Genomic DNA, 19,074 nt, shown 5'->3' on the forward strand with positions numbered 1-19,074 from the left:
CCGCAAAATTCAGATGGTCACGCGGTAGCGTCGTCAGTTGCTGGCAGAGTCGCCGACCTGCCCGACGATCGGCGAACCCTTGGCGAGGTGGTGACGGGAGACAACCATGAAGCGCTGCATCGTCGGAGCATCGGCTGCCCTGCTGATACCCATCGGGCTCATCGCCTCAGCACCGCCCGCCGGTGCCGGTTGTCTGTACGGAGGACCCGTTATCAGCAAGTGCGATGGACCTGTCCAATCCGACGGCACCTGGCAACGCTGCGTGGCAGTGGCCCGCTGGGTGCCCAGCGGTTTCAGTTCGCATCTGGTGCCCGAGAAGCACTGCGGCCTGATGGGTCCCGGCCATTACACCCCGGATCTGGCGTTCGCCGACCCACCGACGCACATCAACGACTGAACGGCGGCCCAGCCTATTCGCCAGCCGGTCCGGTCGCGACCGAAACCGTTGTCCTGGTGTGATTCTCGATGGCGGTGACACCCACCCAGCACCACCACCCCCATCTCCAGATCCCGTGGTCAGCGGGGTCACATCCGGACCTGATCGGAGTAGACTGATCGCTGCGATCGGAGCAGGTCATGACCACAAAATTGCCTTTTGAGCTGGCGTGGATTCTGGCGTTGGGCATCGGGGTGCTGCTGTCCGCTTCTCAGGCGAACGCGATACCGCAGTGCGTCAACACAGCCCCAAACACCACGCAGTGCCAAACCAACGGTAGTTCGCAGATCACCACGCAACCCGGCCCCTGGACGTACAACTACGGTTGGCCCGGATGGGGCTGGGGGTTCGGTTGGCCCGTGTTCGGGTTCGGTTTCGGCTGACGCGCCCGCACGTCGGGCCGCGTAAGTCGGCCCGACGGTGGAGCGCGCCCGCGGGCGGAAACGCCCGCACCGCCACCTGCTGAGAGGTGGTGGGCTCTGGCATGCTGGTGTGATGACCGAGCCCCCGTACAGCGGTAACGACAGCGGAAATCCGCACACGCCACCACCGTCGCAGCCGGGCTATGCGACACCGGGACCGCAGTACGCACCCCCTCCCGGCGGCTATCCGCCGCCCGTGGGCGGTTATTCGGCCGGATACCCCGACCCTGCCGCACCGTGGGGCCGCCACCCGATCACCGGCGAACCGCTGTCGGACAAATCCAAGGTAGTAGGCGGGCTGCTGCAGCTGCTCGGCCTTGTCGGGCTGGTCGGCATCGGCCGCATCTATCTGGGCTACACGAAGCTTGGCGTCATCCAGCTCGTCGTGGGGCTACTCACGTGCGGCATCGTCGCCATCATCTGGGGCATCGTCGACGCAGTCCTCATCCTCACCGACAAGGTGCGCGATCCGGAGGGGCGTCCGCTGCGCGATGGGACCTAGCTCCACCTCACCCACCCGTCACCGACTGCTGCTCGGGCTCGGCGCCGCGACCGCGGCCGCCGGCGCGCTCGCCTACATCGGCATCGGTGACCCGCACAGCCCGACATTCGTGTTTCCGCCGTGCCCGTTCCAAGCTCTGACCGGGTGGAACTGTCCGGCCTGCGGTGGGCTGCGCATGACCCACGATCTGCTGCACGGTGATCTGGCAGCGGCGTTCGTCGACAACGCCTTCATCCTCATCGGTGCGCCGCTGCTCCTGGCCTGGGTTCTGCTGCGCCGTCGCCATGGCAGGCCCGCCTTCACCATGCCCACCTACGTGGTCGTCATCACAGCGGTCCTGGCGTGGACGGTGGTCCGCAATCTGCCTGGATTCCCGCTGGTCCCGACGGTTCTCGACGGGTAGCTCTGCTGCGGCGCTGATACACTCGACCGACGGGCCGGTGCAGTCCCTGATTCGAATTCAGGACTGGAGGCCGGTGTCCATGCTCTATTCGGCTTTGCCCGAACCCCAAGGTTTGTACGACCCCGACAACGAGGTGGATTCCTGCGGGGTGGCCATGGTGGCCGACATCCAGGGCCGCCGTTCACACTCGATCGTCGCGGACGGTCTGATTGCGCTGGAACACCTTGAGCACCGCGGCGCTGCAGGCGCCGAAGCCAGCAGCGGCGACGGTGCCGGCATCCTGATCCAGCTACCCGTCGAGCTGCTGCGTGAGGTCGCCGACTTCCCGCTGCCAGAACCCGCCGCCGACGGGGCCAACACCTTCGCCGCAGGCATGTGTTTTCTGCCGCAGGACCACAGCGCCCGCGAAAGCGCCCGCGAGACCGTCGAAGCCATCGCCGCCGACGAGGGCCTTGAGGTGCTCGGCTGGCGCGAGGTGCCCGTCGATCCTGCCGGAGCCGAGCTGGGTTCCACGGCGGTCAACTGCATGCCGCACATGGCGCAGCTGTTCGTCACCGCGCCCGCCCGTGGCGGGGTCCGGCCGGCCGGGCTCGAACTCGACCGGCTGGTGTATCCGGTGCGCAAACGCGCTGAACGTGACGGCGTGTACTTTCCGTCACTGTCCAGCCGCACCATGGTCTACAAAGGGATGCTGACCACACTGCAGCTGCCGCAGTTCTTTTCCGACCTCCGCGACCAACGCTGTGTCAGCGCGATCGCCATCGTGCACAGCCGCTTCTCCACCAACACGTTCCCGTCCTGGCCGCTGGCCCACCCGTTCCGCTTCGTCGCCCACAACGGTGAGATCAACACCGTGCGCGGCAACCGCAACCGCATGCACGCCCGCGAAGCCAAGCTTGCCAGCGCCACCATCCCCGGCGACCTGAGCAGGCTGTCGCCGATCTGCACGCCCGGCGCCTCCGACTCCGCGTCTTTCGACGAGGTCCTGGAGCTGCTCCACCTCGGCGGCCGCAGCCTGCCCCATGCCGTGCTGATGATGATCCCTGAAGCGTGGGAGAACACCACCACGATGGAACCGCCCGAGCGTGCCTTCTGGCAGTTCCACGCATCCCTGATGGAGCCTTGGGACGGGCCCGCCTGTGTCACCTTCACCGATGGCGCGCTCGTCGGAGCAGTATTGGACCGCAACGGATTACGGCCCGGACGGTGGTGGCGGACCATCGACGACCGCATCATCCTGGCCAGTGAGGCCGGTGTGCTCGACGTGCCGTCGGCCGAGATCGTCGCCAAGGGCCGGCTGCAGCCCGGCAAGATGTTCCTGATCGACACCGCCGCGGGGCGCATCGTCTCCGACGATGAGATCAAAGAAGAACTCGCCGCCGCCGAACCCTACGGCGAATGGCTGCATGCCGGTCTGCTGGATCTGAAGACGCTGCCCGACCGCGCCCGGGTGCATCCCAACCACGAATCGGTGGTCCGCCGGCAGGTCAGTTTCGGCTACACCGAGGAGGATCTGCGAATTCTGTTGACCCCGATGGCCGCCTCGGGCGCCGAGCCGCTGGGGTCGATGGGCACCGACACGCCCGCCGCTGTGCTGTCGCAGCGGTCGAAGCTGCTCTACGACTACTTCGTCGAACTGTTCGCCCAGGTGACCAACCCGCCGCTGGACGCGATCCGCGAGGAGATCGTGACATCGATGGCCCGAGTGATGGGGCCCGAGCAGAACCTGCTGGAACCGTCGGCCGCGTCCTGCCGCCAGATCCGGCTCAGCTGGCCGGTTCTGGACAACGACGAGCTCAACAAGATCGTCCATATCAACGACGACGGTGAACATCCCGGCCTGCGCACCGCGGTGCTGCGGGCGCTCTACGACGTCGAACGCGGCGGCGAGGGGCTGGCCGACGCGCTGGAGGACCTGCGCCTGCGCGCCAGCGAGGCCATCGCCAAGGGCGCGCGCACACTGGTGATCTCAGACCGGGACTCCGACCACACCAAGGCGCCGATCCCGTCGCTGCTGGCGGTGTCGGCCGTGCACCACCACCTTGTGCGTACCAAGGAACGCACCACCGTCGCGCTGGTGGTCGAGACCGGCGATGCCCGCGAGGTCCATCACATCGCGATGCTGATCGGCTTCGGCGCGGCCGCGGTCAACCCGTATCTGGCGTTCGAGTCCATCGAGGACCTCATCCGCGAAGGTGAGCTCACCGGGATCGAACCGGTCACCGCGGTGCGCAACTACCTCAAAGCGCTCGGCAAGGGGGTGATGAAGGTGATGAGCAAGATGGGCATCTCGACGGTCGCCTCCTATACCGCCGCGCAGGCGTTCGAAGCGATCGGTATCGACAAGAACGTCATCGACGAGTACTTCACCGGCACGCCCACCCAGCTCGGTGGCGTCGGTCTCGACGTCATCGCCGAGGAGGTGAAGCTGCGGCACCGCCGTGCCTACCCGGAGAACCCGACCGAGCGGGTGCACCGGCGGTTGGAGGTGGGCGGTGAGTACGCGTTCCGCCGCGAGGGCGAGCTGCATCTGTTCAGTCCGGAAGTGGTTTTCCTGCTTCAGCATTCGACCCGCACTGGCCGCTACGAGGTGTTCGAGAAGTACTCCGCCGAGGTCGACCGGCTGGCCCGCGAGGGGGGAGCGCTGCGCGGCCTGTTCGAATTCAAGAAGGGGCTGCGGCCCGAGGTCCCGCTCGAAGAGGTGGAATCCGTCGACTCCATCGTCACCCGCTTCAACACCGGTGCGATGAGTTACGGGTCGATCTCGGCAGAGGCCCACGAGACGATGGCCGTGGCGATGAACAACCTCGGGGGCCGGTCCAATTCCGGCGAGGGCGGAGAGGACGCCGAGAGGCTCTATGACCCGAAGCGGCGCAGTGCCGTCAAGCAGGTCGCCTCGGGCCGGTTCGGTGTCACCAGCGACTATCTGGTCAACGCGACCGACATCCAGATCAAGATGGCGCAGGGCGCCAAACCCGGTGAGGGCGGCCAGCTTCCGGGATACAAGGTGTATCCGAGCATCGCCAAGACCCGGCACTCGACGCCCGGCGTGGGGCTGATCTCCCCGCCGCCGCACCACGACATCTACTCGATCGAGGACCTTGCGCAGCTGATCCACGACCTGAAGAACGCCAACGCCGACGCGCGCATCCACGTCAAGCTGGTGAGCTCGGTCGGCGTCGGGACGGTGGCCGCCGGTGTGTCCAAGGCACACGCCGACGTGGTGCTGATCTCCGGCTACGACGGCGGCACCGGTGCTGCGCCGCTGACCAGCCTCAAACACGCCGGCGCGCCCTGGGAGATCGGCTTGGCCGACACCCAGCAGACCCTGATGCTCAACGGTCTGCGTGACCGCATCACCGTCCAGTGCGACGGCGGCATGCGCACCGCCCGCGACGTCATGGTCGCGATGCTGCTCGGCGCCGAGGAGTACGGGTTCGCCACCGCGCCGCTGGTGGTGTCGGGATGCATCATGATGCGGGTCTGCCACCTCGACACCTGCCCGGTCGGGGTGGCGACGCAGAACCCGGAGCTGCGCGCCCGTTACACCGGCAAGCCCGAATTCGTGGAGAACTTCTTCCGGTTCATCGCCGAGGACATCCGTCGGTATCTGGCCGAGCTCGGTTTCCGCAGCGTCGACGAGGCGGTCGGGCACGCCGAGATGCTCGACACCGCCGACGGCGTCGCGCACTGGAAGAGCAAGGGTTTGGACCTGTCGCCGATCTTCGCGGTGCCCGCCGACGCTCACACCGGCCGGCCCGCCGCCCGGCGCCGGGTCCGCGACCAGTACCACGCACTCGATCAGGCCCTGGACCAGACCCTGATCCAACTGGCCGAAGGCGCCCTCGAGGACGCGCACCCGGTGCGCCTGGAATTGCCCGTCCGCAACGTCAACCGGACCGTCGGAACCCTGCTGGGCAGCGAGATCACCCGACGTTACGGTGCCCAGGGACTGCCCGAGGACACCGTGCACATCACCCTGACCGGGTCCGCGGGACAGTCCCTGGGCGCGTTCCTGCCGCCCGGGGTCACACTGGAGCTCGTCGGGGACGCCAACGACTACGTCGGCAAAGGTCTTTCGGGCGGCAAGATCATCGTCAAACCGCAGGACGACGTGCTGTTCCTGCCGGAGGACAACGTGATCGCCGGCAACACGCTGCTGTTCGGGGCGACGTCCGGTGAGCTGTACCTGCGCGGCCGGGTGGGGGAGCGCTTCGCGGCACGGAACTCGGGTGCGCTGACCGTCGTCGAGGGCGTCGGCGACCACGCCTGCGAGTACATGACCGGCGGCCGGGTGGTGGTGCTGGGCAAGGTGGGCCGCAACATGGCGGCGGGCATGTCGGGCGGCATTGCGTTCGTGCTCGGCCTCGACCCGAAGCGGGTCAACACCGACATGGTGGAGCTGCAGCGGCTCGAACCGGAGGATCTCGCGTGGCTGCACGATGTCGTCACCCGGCACGCGCGGTACACCGGCAGCGCCGTCGCGACCTCGTTGCTGTCCGATTGGCCCAGGCGCAGCGCCCAATTCACCAAGATCATGCCGCGCGATTATCAGCGCGTGCTGCAAGCGACCCGGATGGCGAAGGCCGAGGGTCGCGATGTCGACTCTGCGATCATGGAGGCCAGCCGTGGCTGATCCGCACGGATTTCTCGAAGTCGCCAAGGTGGAGGCCGCCAAGCGGCCGGTCGACGAACGGGTCGGGGACTGGCGCGAGGTCTACGAACGTCAGGATCCGCACCAGCGCGCCGGCGAGGTGTCCCAGCAGGCCCGGCGCTGCATGGACTGCGGAATTCCGTTCTGCCACTCCGGAACTGCCGGCTGTCCGCTCGGGAACCTGATCCCCGAGTGGAACGACCTGGTGCGCCGCGGCCGGTGGGACGCAGCCAGCGACCGGCTGCATGCGACCAACAACTTCCCGGAGTTCACCGGCCGGCTGTGTCCGGCTCCGTGCGAGGCCGCCTGCGTGCTGTCGATATCCGAGGAGCACACCGGCGGCAGCGTCACGATCAAACGCATCGAGCAGACCATCGCTGACCAGGCCTGGATGGACGGCATGGTCGAGCCTCAACCCGCGGCGATCTCCACCGGAAAGAAGGTGGCGGTCGTCGGGTCCGGTCCGGCCGGACTGGCTGCCGCACAACAGCTCACCCGGGCCGGTCACGACGTCACCGTGTACGAGCGCGACGACCGCATCGGCGGGTTGATGCGCTACGGCATCCCCGAATACAAGCTGGAGAAGTCCACGCTGAACCAACGGCTGGCCCAGATGCGCGCGGAGGGGACCCGTTTCGTCACCGAATGCGAAGTGGGAGTGGACCTTCCGGTGGAACAGCTGAGGGCCCAGCATGACGCTGTCGTGCTCGCGGTCGGCGCGCTGCGGGCCCGGGACAACGACGTCGAGGGGCGCGGCCTCCACGGTGTGCATCTGGCGATGGAGCACCTGGTCCCGGCCAACCGGGAGTGTGAGGGCGACGGACCGAGCCAGATCAGCGCCGAGGGCAGGCATGTGGTCATCATCGGCGGCGGTGACACCGGGGCCGATTGCCTCGGCACCGCGCATCGGCAGGGCGCCACGTCGGTGACTCAGCTGGACTACAACCCCGAACCGCCCGAGTATCGCGACGAGTCGCGGTCGCCGTGGCCGACGTGGCCGATCGTGCTGCGCACCCGGTTGTCTCCGGCGCATGCCGAGGGCGGGCACCGGCGCTACGAGGTGGCGGTGCAGCGGTTCCTCGGCGACGATCGCGGCAACCTGCGAGCGATCGAGATCGCCGAGGTGAAGGTCGAGCGCGACGAGACGGGACGCCGGCACATCGTTCCGGTCGGCGACGCCTTGGAGATACCGTGCGACCTCGCGTTGCTGGCCATCGGGTTCGACGGGGTCGAGCGCATGACGCTGCTCGACGAACTCGGTCTGTCGCTGAACCGGCGCGGCACCCTCTCGTGCGGATCGGACTGGCAGACCGACGCACCCGGGGTGTTCGTCTGCGGCGACGCCCATCGCGGCGCGTCGCTGATCGTGTGGGCGATCGCCGAAGGTCGCAGTGCGGCGCACGCCGTGGACGCCTATCTGATGGGTGACTCGGATCTCCCGGCGCCGGTCCGGCCCGGTGCGCTGCCGCTGGCCGTCATCTGAATCGATCAACGACTATGCTCGGTAGCCGTGAATAGACGCGGGAAGATCGTCTGTACGTTGGGTCCGGCCACCGCCTCCGACGAGGCCGTCAGGCAACTCGTCGAGTCCGGGATGGACGTCGCCCGGCTCAATTTCAGCCACGGTGAGTACTCCGATCACGAAGCGAACTACAAGCGTGTCCGTGCCGCGTCCGACGCCACCGGGCGGGCCGTCGGAATCCTCGCCGACCTGCAGGGGCCGAAGATCCGGCTCGGCAGGTTCGCCGACGGACCCACCGTGTGGGCCAACGGCGAGACCGTCCGGATCACCACCGAGGACTTCCTCGGCAACCACGACCGGGTCTCCACCACCTACAAGCGGCTGGCCCAGGACGCCCGCCCCGGCGACCGGGTCCTCGTCGACGACGGCAACGTCGGTCTGGTCGTCGAGCACATCGACGGCACCGACGTGGTCTGCACCGTCACCGAGGGCGGCAAAGTCAGCAACAACAAGGGCATGTCCCTGCCCGGCATGAACGTCTCGGCGCCCGCGCTGTCGGAGAAGGACATCGACGATCTCGAGTTCGCGCTGCGCCTGGGCGTCGACCTGGTCGCGCTGTCGTTCGTGCGCTCGCCCGCCGACGTCGAACTGGTCCACGAGGTGATGGACCGTGTCGGCCGGCGGGTCCCGGTGATCGCGAAACTGGAGAAGCCCGAGGCCATCGACAACCTCGAAGCCATCGTGCTGGCGTTCGACGCGATCATGGTCGCCCGCGGTGACCTCGGCGTGGAGCTGCCGCTGGAGGAAGTTCCGCTGGTCCAGAAGCGCGCGATCCAGATGGCGAGGGAGAACGCCAAACCCGTCATCGTGGCCACGCAGATGCTGGAGTCGATGATCGAGAACTCACGGCCCACCCGGGCGGAGGCGTCCGACGTCGCCAACGCGGTGCTCGACGGCGCCGACGCGGTGATGCTGTCGGGGGAGACCTCGGTGGGTAAGTTCCCGTTCGAGACGGTGCGCACCATGGCGCGCATCATCTCCGCGGTCGAGGAGAACTCGGTGGCGGCGCCGCCGCTGACCCACGTGCCCCGCACCAAGCGAGGGGTGATCTCCTACGCCGCGCGCGACATCGGTGAACGCCTGGACGCGAAGGCACTCGTCGCCTTCACCCAGTCCGGCGACACCGTGCGCCGGCTGGCCCGGCTGCACACGCCGCTGCCGGTGCTGGCGTTCACCGCGCTGCCCGAGGTGCGCAGCCAGTTGGCGCTGACCTGGGGCACCGAGACGTTCATCGTCCCGCACATCGACACCACCGACGGAATGATCCGCCAGGTCGACCAGTCGATGCTCAACCTCGGCCGCTACAAGCGGGGCGACCTGGTGGTCATCGTCGCGGGTGCGCCGCCCGGCACAGTAGGCTCCACGAATCTGATCCACGTCCACCGCATCGGGGAGGACGACGTCTAGCCGCCGAGGGAGTGTCTGTGTCGCCACATGCCGACTTCGAGGAGCTGCTGGCGATACTCCACCTGGACCGGCTTGATGACGACACCTTCGTCGGCGTCCACCCGAGCAAGAACCCGGTCCGAACCTTCGGCGGGCAGATGATGGCGCAGGCGTTCGTGGCCGCCAGCCGCAGCCTGAACCATCCCACGCCCCCGAGCGCGCTGTCGGTGCACTTCATCGCTGGTGGTGATCCGGAGCAGGATCTGGAGTTCCGGGTGGTGCGGTTGCGCGACGAGCGGCGTTTCGCAAACCGCCGCGTCGACGTGATGCAGAAGGGCGAGCTGCTGACCACCGCGATGGTGTCCTACCTGGCCGGCGGAAAGGGTCTCGAACACGGCGTGGAGCCGCCGCCACCGACCGACCCGCTGTCGGTGCCGCCCATCGACGATCTGTTGCGCGGTTACGAGCAGGTGGTTCCGCATTTCGCCAACGCGTTGCGTCCCATCGAATGGCGGTACACCAACGACCCCGCCTGGATCATGCGGGACAAGGGTGACAAGCTCACCCACAACCGGGTGTGGATGAAGGCCCAGGGGGTACTGCCCGACGACCCCGTGCTGCACGCCGCGGCGATGGTGTACTCATCCGACACCACGGTGCTCGACTCGATCATCACCACCCACGGATTGTCGTGGGGACACGACCGGATCTTCGCGGTCACCACCAACCATTCGGTGTGGTTTCACCGGCCGGTGCGGTTCGACGACTGGGTGCTGTACTCGACGACCTCCCCGGTGGCCGCGGAGTCCCGGGGGCTGGGCAGCGGCCACTTCTTCGACCGTTCGGGTCAGCCGCTGGCCACGGTCGTGCAGGAAGGCATTGTCAAGTACTTCCCCGGGCGGGCTACGGCGTCGGAGTGACGGTGACGGAGAAGGACTCCTCGACCCGCTCGGTGAACTCGTCGGCACACCGCTGCACGGCCTCCTGATCGGACCCGGCCCGCTGCAGGCAGTCGACGTAGTCGCCGCCACCGAGGTCGTTGAACAGCGCGACCCCCAACGTCGCATAGATCACGACCAGGACGAGCCCGGCGACGATCGACACGGCGCCCAGCACGATGCCGGCCAGGGCGACGCCGCCGTTGGTGGCCTCACCTCGCTTGACCCGGCCCCGGGCGACGAAGCCGAGCACGATCGCAGCGATGCCGAGCAGCACGCCGCCGGCGACCGTCCAGCACAGCAGCAGACCGACGATGGCCAGCACCAGCGCCGCGGTGCCCAGACCGTTCTTCGGGGCCGCCGGCGTCGGCGGGTACCCGCCGTATCCGCCATAGCCGCCGTACCCACCGTAGGGCTGCGGCGGATAGCCGCCGGGGTAGCTGCCGGGCGGAGGAGGCGGCGGTTCGCTCATGCCGGTGAGATTACCGTCACAGGGACGTCCCGGGGCAGATGATGAGTGGCGACGACGACCGTGCGGCCGGAGTCGAACATCGCCCCCGGCGTGAGGATGTCGGTCAGCATCCGGTCGGCGTCGGCCGCGTCGAGGTGCTCGGTCGGTTCGTCGAGAAGGATCGTCGGGGCGGTGGACACCAGCGCTCGGGCAAGCAGCAACCGCCGGCGCTGCCCGGCCGAGACCGCGGCGGCGCCGCCGACGAGTACTGTCGACAGCCCCTCAGGCAACCCGTCGAGCCACGCACTCAAACCGACGCGCCGCAACGCATCCCGCAGCTCATCGTCGGTCGCGTCCCCGCGTGCCACGAGCAGGTTGTCGCGCACCGTGGTGGAGAACAGGTGGGCATCTTCGGCGAAGAACACCCCCGGTGTCTGCATCAGCAGGGTGGTCTTGCCGCTGCCGCTCGGCCCGACCACCGCGACGCGCTCGCCGGGCTTCAGGCGCAACGGGGCGACGACGGGCCTGCTGCGGTCGCCGTCTGCGGGTTCGGTGAGAGCGAGCAGACGCCGGGCGGCGATGCGCCCCCGGGTCAACGCCACGGCGGCGCCCGGCAACGCTGCGGTCGCCTCGAACGCCGCCAACGGCACCAGCATCAGGATCGCGAGGGTGGTGGGCGCGACGGTGCCCGCCAATGAGATTCCGGCGAACAGAGCCCCCAGCACGCTGACCCCGACGGCGGCGGTCGGTGCGGCCGCGGCGACGGCCGCCGGTGCCGCGGCCCGGTCGACCGCCCGGCCCCAGCGGCGCTGTTCGGCGCCCGCCTCGGCGATCACGTCGGCGAGTCGGCCGCTGACCCGCAGTTCGGGGGCGTGTTCGAGGGCCAGCATCACCGCGTTGTCGCGCTGTGAATGATGTTCGGTGGCAACGCTTTCCGCAGCTGAAGCGGCGCGGGCGGCCAGTGCCGGCGCCACCGCGCCAGCGATGAGGAGGCAGACCGTCAGCACCGCGGCCGTCGCCGGCGAGATGACGGCGATCACCGCGACGGCGGCCGCCCCCAGAACGGTGGCGACGCCGATCGGGACGACAGCCCGCACCACGACGTCGGACATCTCGTCCACCCCCGCACCGACGCGGGACACCAGTTCGCCGCTGCTGCGCCGCATCACGACGTTCTCCGAGCCGTCGGCCAGCCTGGTGAACAACCGTGCCCGGGCGGTGCCTGCCGCCCGCAGCGCGGTGTCGTGTGAGGCCAGCCGCTCGCAGTACCCCAGCACGCCGCGCGAGATGCCCAGGGCCCTCACGGTGACCGCGGCGACGGTCAGGTGCAGCACCGGCGGCATCTCCCAGGCCCGGGTGATCAGCCACGCCGACACCGCGGTCAACGCCAGCGCGCTGCCGAGTGACAAGGCCCCCAGCAGCACGGCCAGCGCGATTCGTGGCGCCCGCGGGGCCAGCAGAGGCCACGCCTGGACGAGGGGGTCAGGACCGGACACGGTCACCGCCCATGTCCACCACCACATCGCCGATCGCCAGGACGGAGGCGCGATGTCCGACCACGATCACCGTGGCCCCGCCGGCGGCGCGACGCGCGATCGCCTCCAGCACCCGCGCTTCGGTGGGTCCGTCGAGGTGGGCGGTGGGTTCGTCGAACAGAACCAGCGGCGCCCCGGATCCGAGTACCCGGGCCAGTCCGAGTCGCTGCCGCTGCCCGAGCGACAGCCCGACCCCGCCGCGCCCCACCACGGTGTCGAGACCGGCGGGCAGCGTGGCGAGCACCTCGTCCAAACAAGCGTCCCGGCAAGCGGCTTCGAGATCATTCAGCGGGCCGAACAGCTCCAGGTTCTGCCGCACGGTGCCCGGGATCAGCACGGGTCTCTGCGCCAGCCATCCCACCTGCGACCACCACTGCCGCGTATCCAGGTCACCCACGTCGAGGCCGTTGATCTGGATCCGCCCGGCCGTCGGGCGGTCCAGGCCGAGGATCGCCTGTAGCAGCGTGGATTTGCCGATGCCGTTCGGACCGGTCAGTACCGTCACGCGGCCGGGCTGTGCCGTCATCGCCGGGACGTCGACCTCGACGGTGACCGCAGCACCCGGCACCGGCGCGTCTCCGGCAGGCGGCTGCCGGGCGGCGTCGATGAACCGGAACGCCGCCTGCACCGCCGTCTTGCCGTCCTGGGAGGCGTGGAATGCGGCTCCGACCCGGCGCAGCGGCCAGAACACCTCCGGGGCGAGCAGCAGCGCGGTCAGCCCGGCGGTCAAGGTCATCTCACCGAACACCAACCGCATGCCGACCCCGACCGCGACCAGCGCCACCCCGAGCGTGGCCAGCAATTCCAGCACCAGCGCGGACAAGAACGCGATGCGCATCGTGGCCATCGCCGAACGGCGGTGCGCGGCACCCAGTTCGGCGATCCGCTCCGCGGCCCCTTCTGCTCTGCCCAGCGCCCGCAGGGTGGGCAGGCCCGCCACCAGGTCCAGTAGCCGAGACTGCAACGTCGACATCGCCGTCAGCGCCGCTGCCGACCGGTCCGCCGTGGCCAGACCGACTAGGATCATGAACACCGGAATGAGCGGCAGCGCGATCAGCACGATCACGGCGGATTTCCAGTCGTAGAGCGCGATGACCACCGCGGTGGCCGGGGTCAGCACCGCGGCCAGGAACAGCGAGGGCAGGTAGGCGATGAAGTACGCCCGCAACCCGTCGAGTCCCCGGGTGATCACCACCGCGGCGTCGTCGCGGTGGGTGGCGAGCTCGCGCGGCGGCAGCGAGGTGGCCGCCGTCAACACCTGTTCGCTCAGGTCGGCGATGACGGCGCTGGCCCCGTGCTGGGCGAGCCGGCCCTGCTGCCACTGCACCAGGGTGCGAGCCGTCCACAGCGCCGCCAGGGTCGTGATCTGGGCGGCGAGCGCGTCGACGCTGCGGGAGGCCGGGTCGGTGATCACCCGGGCGACCACATCGGCAAGGACGACCGCCGAGGCGATCGTGCACGCCGCGATGAGCACGCCGCAGACCGTGGTGACGGCCAGGAATCGGCGCGTCGCCGTCGAGGCTCGCCACAGTCGCGGGTCGATCGGGGCGCGGGTGGGATCGGTCAGGACGGCCGCCTCGACAGTCCGATGGATTCCGGAATGGCCTCGGCGGTGACGCGTTTGCGGAACACCCAGTAAGACCAGGCCTGGTAACCCAGCACCAGCGGCAGCAGGGTCAGCGACGCCCACGACATGATCTTGAGCGTGTACGGCGTCGAGGACCCGTTGTAGATCGTCACGTTCCAGTCCGGGTTCAGTGTCGACGGCAGCAGATTGGGATACATCGAGCCGAAGATGAGCACTGCCACCGCGGCGATCACGATCACCATGGACACGAATGCGAGCCCCTCACGGCGCTGTCCCCACATCAGGGCCACCGCGGTCAGCAACGCGAGCACCGCGACAGCGAGCGCCCACCAGGTCCAGGTGCGGCCGTAGGCCAGCTGGGTCCACAAGCCGAAGCCGCCGGCGAGCACGATCGTCGGCACCGACATGATGCGGCCCACGCGGAAGGCGTCCTCGCGCAGGGCGCCCGCGGTGCGCAGCGCGAGGTAGACCGAGCCGTAGAACACGAACAGCGTCGCCGTCGCAAATCCGCCCAGCAAGGTGTACGGGCTGAGCACGTCACCGATGCCGGCATGGGCCTGGCCGTCGGCGTCGATCGGCAAGCCGCGCAACAGAATCGCGAATGCGACACCCCACAGGAACGCGGGTAGCCATGAGCCGAGCGCGATCCCGACGTCGGCCCAGCGCCGCCACTGCGGATCGTTGATCTTGCCGCGCCATTCGATGCCGACGATCCGCAGGATCATGCCGAACAGGATCGCCAGCAGTGGCAGGTACAGCGCCGAGAACAGCGTCGCGTACCAGTTGGGGAACGCGGCGAACATCGCTGCGCCCGCGGTGATCAGCCACACCTCGTTGGCGTCCCAGACCGGGCCGATGGTGTTGAGGACCGCGCGGCGCCGGTTGTCGGGATCGCCGGGCCCCATGGTGCCCATCGGGGCCATCAGCATGCCGACGCCGAAGTCGAAACCCTCGAGCACCAGAAAGCCGAGGAACAGCACGGCGATCAGGACAAACCACAGTTCCTGGAGTCCCATGACAATCTCCTAGTAGGCGAACGACAGGGGTGCGACGTCGTTCTCGTCGGGCGGTGCCGGAGGCGCCGGTTCGGAGTCGTGTTCCTGCGGGCCTTCGGTCACGTATCGCCGCAACAGGTAGAACCACACCACCGCCAGCGCGCCGTACAGCAGCGTGAACACCGCCAGCGAGAACATCACGGTGCCTGCCGCGTGGTTGGACACGCCCTCCTGCACGGTCATCCGGACCATCGGGTCACCCGTGGGATTGGGGACCACCACCCAGGGCTGCCGGCCCATCTCCGTGAAGATCCAGCCGGCCGAGCTGGCCAGGAACGGCGTTGGAAGGGTCAGCAGTCCGAAGGTTCCGTACCAGCGCTGGTCGGGGATCCGTCCCCGGCGGGTCAGCCAAAGGCTCACCAGCGCGAACGCCACCGGCACCAGCAGCAATCCGATCATCGCGCGGAATGACCAGTAGGTCACGAACAGGTTGGGGCGGTAGTTGCCGGGACCGAACTTCTGCTCGGCCGCGCGTTGCAGATCCTCGACGCCCTGCAGCGTCACACCGGAGAACTTGCCCTCGGCCAGGAAGGGCAGCACATAGGGAACCTCGATGAGGTGGATGACGCTGCCGCAGTTGTTGTGCGTCCCCACGGTCAGGATCGAGAAGTCGGGGTCGGTTGCGGTGTAGCACAAGGATTCCGCCGACGCCATCTTCATCGGCTGCTGGTCGAACATGAGCTTGCCCTGGATGTCGCCGGTGAAGAACAAGCCCGCGGCGGCGATCAGTGCGACCAGACTGCCCAGGATCGTGGCGGGGCGGTACATGGTCCTGGCTTCGACGTCTTCACCGCCGCGCCGCTGTGCGCGCACCATCAGCCACGCGCAGATGCCGGCGACGAACGCCCCGGCGGTCAGCAGTGCCGCGGTGATGGCGTGCAGCGAGGCCCAGATGGCGGTGTTGTTGGTCAGCAACGCCACGAAATCGACGAGTTCGGCCCGCCCGGTCTCCGGGTTGTAGCGCGCGCCGACCGGATGCTGCATGAAGGAGTTCGCCGCGATGATGAAGTAGGCCGAGGCGTTGACGCCGAACGCGACGATCCAGATGCAGGCCAGATGGACCAGGCGCGGCAACCGGTTCCAGCCGAAGATCCACAGGCCGATGAACGTGGACTCGAAGAAGAACGCGATCAGGCCTTCGAAGGCGAGTGGGGCGCCGAAGATGTCACCGACGAAGCGGGAGTACTCGCTCCAGTTCATCCCGAACTGGAACTCCTGCACGATGCCGGTCGCCACACCTATCGCGAAGTTGATCAGGAACAGCTTGCCGAAGAAGCGCGTCAGCCGGTACCAGGCGGTGTTGCCCGTGACGTGCCAAACCGTCTGCATGACGGCGATCAGCGGCGCCAGCCCGATGGTCAGCGGGACGAAGATGAAGTGATAGACGGTGGTGATTCCGAACTGCCACCGCGACACATCCAATGCGTCCATGCGCCACTCCCAGGCTCTACAAGTCCGATTTACGACAAAGTGTAGTAGAGGTCGGGCGTCGCATGGCTAGGACTTTCGTCTCATTCCGGCGCGGACGTGACGACCGGATCTCTGGTCGGCGCGAGGTTCTTACTGGCCGAGCGGATGCCGAAGGCCGACACCACCTCGAACACGCCGAGCACGATCAGCCAGATGCCGACGACCATCGTCAACGTGGCCAACGAGTCGAAGGGCGAGGCGAGCATGATCACGCCGGCGATGAGGCTGACCACGCCGATGAAGATCTCCCACCCTCGACCGGGCAGAGTCGGGTCACTGATGGCCGACACCGCGGTGGCCACCCCGCGGAAGATGAACCCGATACCGATCCAGATGGCCAGCAGCAGGATTGATTCCTGCAGGCTGCGGAAGCACAGCACCGCCAGGATTAGGGCGGCCGCGCCGCTGAGGAACAGCAGTACCCGTCCGCCGGCGGACACGTGAAGGCTGAACGCGAAGACCACCTGCGAGACGCCTGCGATCAACAGATAGGCGCCGAAGAAGATCGCGGCCACCACCACGGTGATGGCCGGCCAGACGAGCACCATGACGCCCAGCGCGACGGCGAGAAGGCCGGACACCAGCGCCGACTTCCACAGGTGCTGCAACATGCTTGGGGGAGCAGCGGTTTCCATGCGCGCAGTGTGACACACGGGCGACATGCCTACCCTGTTTTCGCAGTACGGCTGTGATGTCTCCATCGTGTCGTTAATGTCCTGTTACCGGCGCTGCGCGCCGGATCATCGGTCGTTAACGTTCCTGGCTGGGAATGCCTGGTTCTGAGGGGACTCAGGCGGAAACGCGGACGACCCGAAGAAGAAAGTAGAGGCAAACCTGTGTTGGGTGGAATCCAAGACCGCCGGACCAAGATCTGGCGCATCGCGGCCATCTTCGCTGCGACCGGCGCCCTGGCCCTGTCGGGCTGTTCGAGCAGCTCGGAGGAACCTAGCGACGAGGGATCCCCGACCGCGGCCGCGCCCGCGGAGAAGGTCGAGGCGATCGCGAACACCGTGCCGGAGGCCATCAAGTCGACCGGGAAACTCGTCGTCGGCGTGAACATCCCGTACGCGCCGAACGAGTTCAAGGACGAGAGCGGCAAGATCGTCGGCTTCGACGTCGACCTGATGAACGCCATCGCCGGCACCCTGGGTCTCACCCCGGACTACCGGGAGGCCGACTTCGCCAAGATCATCCCGTCGATCCAGGGCGGCACCTTCAACGTCGGCATGTCGTCGTTCACCGACAGCAAGGAGCGCGAGCAGCAGGTCGACTTCGTCACCTACTTCTCGGCCGGCACGCTGTGGGCGCAACCCGCCGGCGGCGACATCGACCCGGAGAACGCGTGCGGCAAGAAGGTCGCGGTGCAGGCGACGACGGTCCAGGAGACCGAAGAGCTGCCCGCGCGCAGCAAGAAGTGCACCGACGAGGGCAAGCCCGCGATCGAGGTCATCCCGTTCGACAGCCAGGACGCCGCCACGAACGCGGTGGTGCTCGGCCAGGCGGACGCCATGTCGGCCGATTCCCCGGTGACGCTCTACGCGATCAAGCAGACCAACGGCAAGCTCGAACAGGCCGGCGAGACCTTCGACTCGGCGCCCTACGGGTGGCCGGTCGCGAAGGGTTCCCCGTTGGCGCAGTCGCTGCTGCAGGCGCTCGAGCATCTGATCGAGAACGGAAAGTACAAGGAGATCGCCGCCAACTGGGGGCTCGAAGAGGGCATGATCGACAAGCCGGTGATCAACGGCGCGGTCTCCTAGGAGACGTTGACAGCGATGAGTGATGCCGGCACGCCGCCACAGTCGATCGACGCCGTCCCGCTGCGCCATCCGTGGCGGTGGCTGGCGGCGGCCGTCATCCTCGTCATGGTCGGGCTGTTCCTGTACGGGGCGGCGACCAACCCGGCCTACGGCTGGTCGACGTTCAGGGAGTACTTCTTCCACGAACGCATCCTGCTCGGCGTCTTCAACACGCTGCAGCTGACCATCTACTCGATGATCATCGGCATCGTGCTGGGTGTCGTTCTCACCGTGATGCGACTGTCTGACAACCCGGTGCTCAGTTCCGTGGCGTGGGTCTTTCTCTGGATTTTCCGCGGCACGCCGATCTACGTGCAGCTGGCGTTCTGGGGCCTGTTCCCCACGATCTACCGGAACATTCAGCTCGGCGTACCGTTCGGCCCGTCGTTCTTCCACATTGAGCTACAAGACCTTTCGATTCCGTTTGTGCTCGCGGTGATCGGACTGGGCCTCAACGAAGCCGCCTATATGGCCGAGATCGTGCGTGCCGGGATCATGTCGGTCCCCGAAGGTCAGATGGAAGCGTCGACGGCGCTGGGCATGTCGTGGGGCAAGGCCATGCGCCGAACCGTCCTGCCGCAGGCGATGCGCGTGATCATCCCGCCGACCGGCAACGAGCTGATCAGCCTGTTGAAAACGACGTCACTGGTCACCGCCGTGCCCTACGCCTTCGACCTGTACAGCATCGCCACCCGCGAGATCGCCGCCCGGATCTTCGAGCCGGTGCCGCTGCTCCTGGTCGCCGCTGCGTGGTACCTGGTGATTACGAGCATCCTGATGGTGGGCCAGTTCTACCTGGAGCGGTACTTCTCCAGGGGAGCCTCGCGCAAGCTGACCACAAAACAGCTTGAGGCTCTCGCGTTGGCACAACTGCCTCCGGTGAAATAGAGGACGGGTATGACGGCAGATGCAATCA

Annotated in this window: 17 protein-coding genes; 10 read left to right on the forward strand and 7 right to left on the reverse strand. The window is 67.8% G+C overall.

Translation table 11 applies throughout. The annotated features are described in order from the left end of the window. Nucleotides 1-33: 33 nt before the first annotated feature. On the reverse strand, nt 34-162 hold the full coding sequence (locus tag ACTWP6_RS01070) for a hypothetical protein (RefSeq protein WP_443186659.1): 129 nt from the start codon (nt 160-162) through the stop codon (nt 34-36). Here ACTWP6_RS01070 and ACTWP6_RS01075 point away from each other — a divergent pair. From ACTWP6_RS01075 to ACTWP6_RS01110, 8 genes are all read left to right on the forward strand, one after another. Continuing rightward, the gene (locus ACTWP6_RS01075) at nt 107-397 is read left to right on the forward strand and encodes a CDGP domain-containing protein (RefSeq protein ID WP_443186609.1); all 291 of its coding nucleotides are present in this window, start codon (nt 107-109) and stop codon (nt 395-397) included. The genes ACTWP6_RS01070 and ACTWP6_RS01075 overlap by 56 nt on opposite strands. Nucleotides 398-576: 179 nt before the next feature. Continuing rightward, nucleotides 577-819 (forward strand): hypothetical protein, encoded by a 243-nt coding sequence (locus ACTWP6_RS01080; RefSeq protein WP_443186610.1) that lies wholly within the window; start codon nt 577-579, stop codon nt 817-819. 112 nt (nt 820-931) lie between these two features. Next, on the forward strand, nt 932-1,360 hold the full coding sequence (locus ACTWP6_RS01085) for a TM2 domain-containing protein (protein WP_260752289.1): 429 nt from the start codon (nt 932-934) through the stop codon (nt 1,358-1,360). After that, entirely contained in the window at nt 1,350-1,763 is a 414-nt protein-coding gene (locus ACTWP6_RS01090) for a DUF2752 domain-containing protein (RefSeq protein ID WP_443186611.1), read from the forward strand. The genes ACTWP6_RS01085 and ACTWP6_RS01090 overlap by 11 nt, the downstream gene beginning before the upstream one ends. 79 nt (nt 1,764-1,842) lie before the next feature. Then, nucleotides 1,843-6,399 carry a glutamate synthase large subunit gene (gene gltB / locus ACTWP6_RS01095; RefSeq protein ID WP_443186656.1) on the forward strand — a complete coding sequence of 1,519 codons (4,557 nt, stop codon included), beginning with the start codon at nt 1,843-1,845 and terminating at the stop codon, nt 6,397-6,399. Then, the gene (locus ACTWP6_RS01100; RefSeq protein ID WP_260752291.1) at nt 6,392-7,900 is read left to right on the forward strand and encodes a glutamate synthase subunit beta; all 1,509 of its coding nucleotides are present in this window, start codon (nt 6,392-6,394) and stop codon (nt 7,898-7,900) included. Before gltB ends, ACTWP6_RS01100 begins: the two co-directional genes overlap by 8 nt. Before the next feature lie 27 nt (nt 7,901-7,927). Continuing rightward, nucleotides 7,928-9,346, forward strand: a complete 1,419-nt coding sequence (gene pyk, locus ACTWP6_RS01105; RefSeq protein WP_260752295.1) for a pyruvate kinase — start codon at nt 7,928-7,930, stop codon at nt 9,344-9,346. Between the two features lie 17 nt (nt 9,347-9,363). Continuing rightward, complete coding sequence (locus ACTWP6_RS01110) at nt 9,364-10,245, forward strand: acyl-CoA thioesterase II (protein ID WP_260752296.1); 882 nt, start codon at nt 9,364-9,366, stop codon at nt 10,243-10,245. Here the strand turns inward: ACTWP6_RS01110 and ACTWP6_RS01115 are convergent. From ACTWP6_RS01115 to ACTWP6_RS01140, 6 genes are all read right to left on the reverse strand, one after another. Beyond that, nucleotides 10,229-10,735: a DUF4190 domain-containing protein gene (locus ACTWP6_RS01115; RefSeq protein ID WP_260752299.1), complete on the reverse strand. Its 507-nt coding sequence runs from the start codon at nt 10,733-10,735 to the stop codon at nt 10,229-10,231. The two genes, ACTWP6_RS01110 and ACTWP6_RS01115, sit on opposite strands and share 17 nt — an antisense overlap. Then, nucleotides 10,732-12,210 carry an ATP-binding cassette domain-containing protein gene (locus ACTWP6_RS01120; protein WP_260758100.1) on the reverse strand — a complete coding sequence of 493 codons (1,479 nt, stop codon included), beginning with the start codon at nt 12,208-12,210 and terminating at the stop codon, nt 10,732-10,734. The genes ACTWP6_RS01115 and ACTWP6_RS01120 overlap by 4 nt, the downstream gene beginning before the upstream one ends. After that, nucleotides 12,197-13,816 (reverse strand): thiol reductant ABC exporter subunit CydD, encoded by a 1,620-nt coding sequence (gene cydD, locus ACTWP6_RS01125; RefSeq protein WP_443186657.1) that lies wholly within the window; start codon nt 13,814-13,816, stop codon nt 12,197-12,199. Before cydD ends, ACTWP6_RS01120 begins: the two co-directional genes overlap by 14 nt. After that, nucleotides 13,813-14,853, reverse strand: a complete 1,041-nt coding sequence (gene cydB, locus ACTWP6_RS01130; RefSeq protein ID WP_443186612.1) for a cytochrome d ubiquinol oxidase subunit II — start codon at nt 14,851-14,853, stop codon at nt 13,813-13,815. Before cydB ends, cydD begins: the two co-directional genes overlap by 4 nt. Before the next feature lie 9 nt (nt 14,854-14,862). After that, a complete protein-coding gene (locus ACTWP6_RS01135; protein ID WP_443186613.1) occupies nt 14,863-16,323 on the reverse strand; it encodes a cytochrome ubiquinol oxidase subunit I in 1,461 nt (486 codons plus the stop codon). Nucleotides 16,324-16,403: 80 nt separating this feature from the next. Then, complete coding sequence (locus ACTWP6_RS01140) at nt 16,404-16,997, reverse strand: HdeD family acid-resistance protein (RefSeq protein WP_443186614.1); 594 nt, start codon at nt 16,995-16,997, stop codon at nt 16,404-16,406. Between the two features lie 201 nt (nt 16,998-17,198). On the opposite strand from ACTWP6_RS01140, the gene ACTWP6_RS01145 reads away from it, so the two are divergent. Further along, nucleotides 17,199-18,119: an ABC transporter substrate-binding protein gene (locus ACTWP6_RS01145; protein WP_443186615.1), complete on the forward strand. Its 921-nt coding sequence runs from the start codon at nt 17,199-17,201 to the stop codon at nt 18,117-18,119. Between the two features lie 15 nt (nt 18,120-18,134). After that, the gene (locus ACTWP6_RS01150; protein WP_443186616.1) at nt 18,135-19,046 is read left to right on the forward strand and encodes an amino acid ABC transporter permease; all 912 of its coding nucleotides are present in this window, start codon (nt 18,135-18,137) and stop codon (nt 19,044-19,046) included. The last annotated feature ends 28 nt before the right edge of the window (nt 19,047-19,074 follow it).

The organism is Mycobacterium sp. 4D054, assembly GCF_052245755.1.
Classification (GTDB): Bacteria; Actinomycetota; Actinomycetes; order Mycobacteriales; family Mycobacteriaceae; genus Mycobacterium.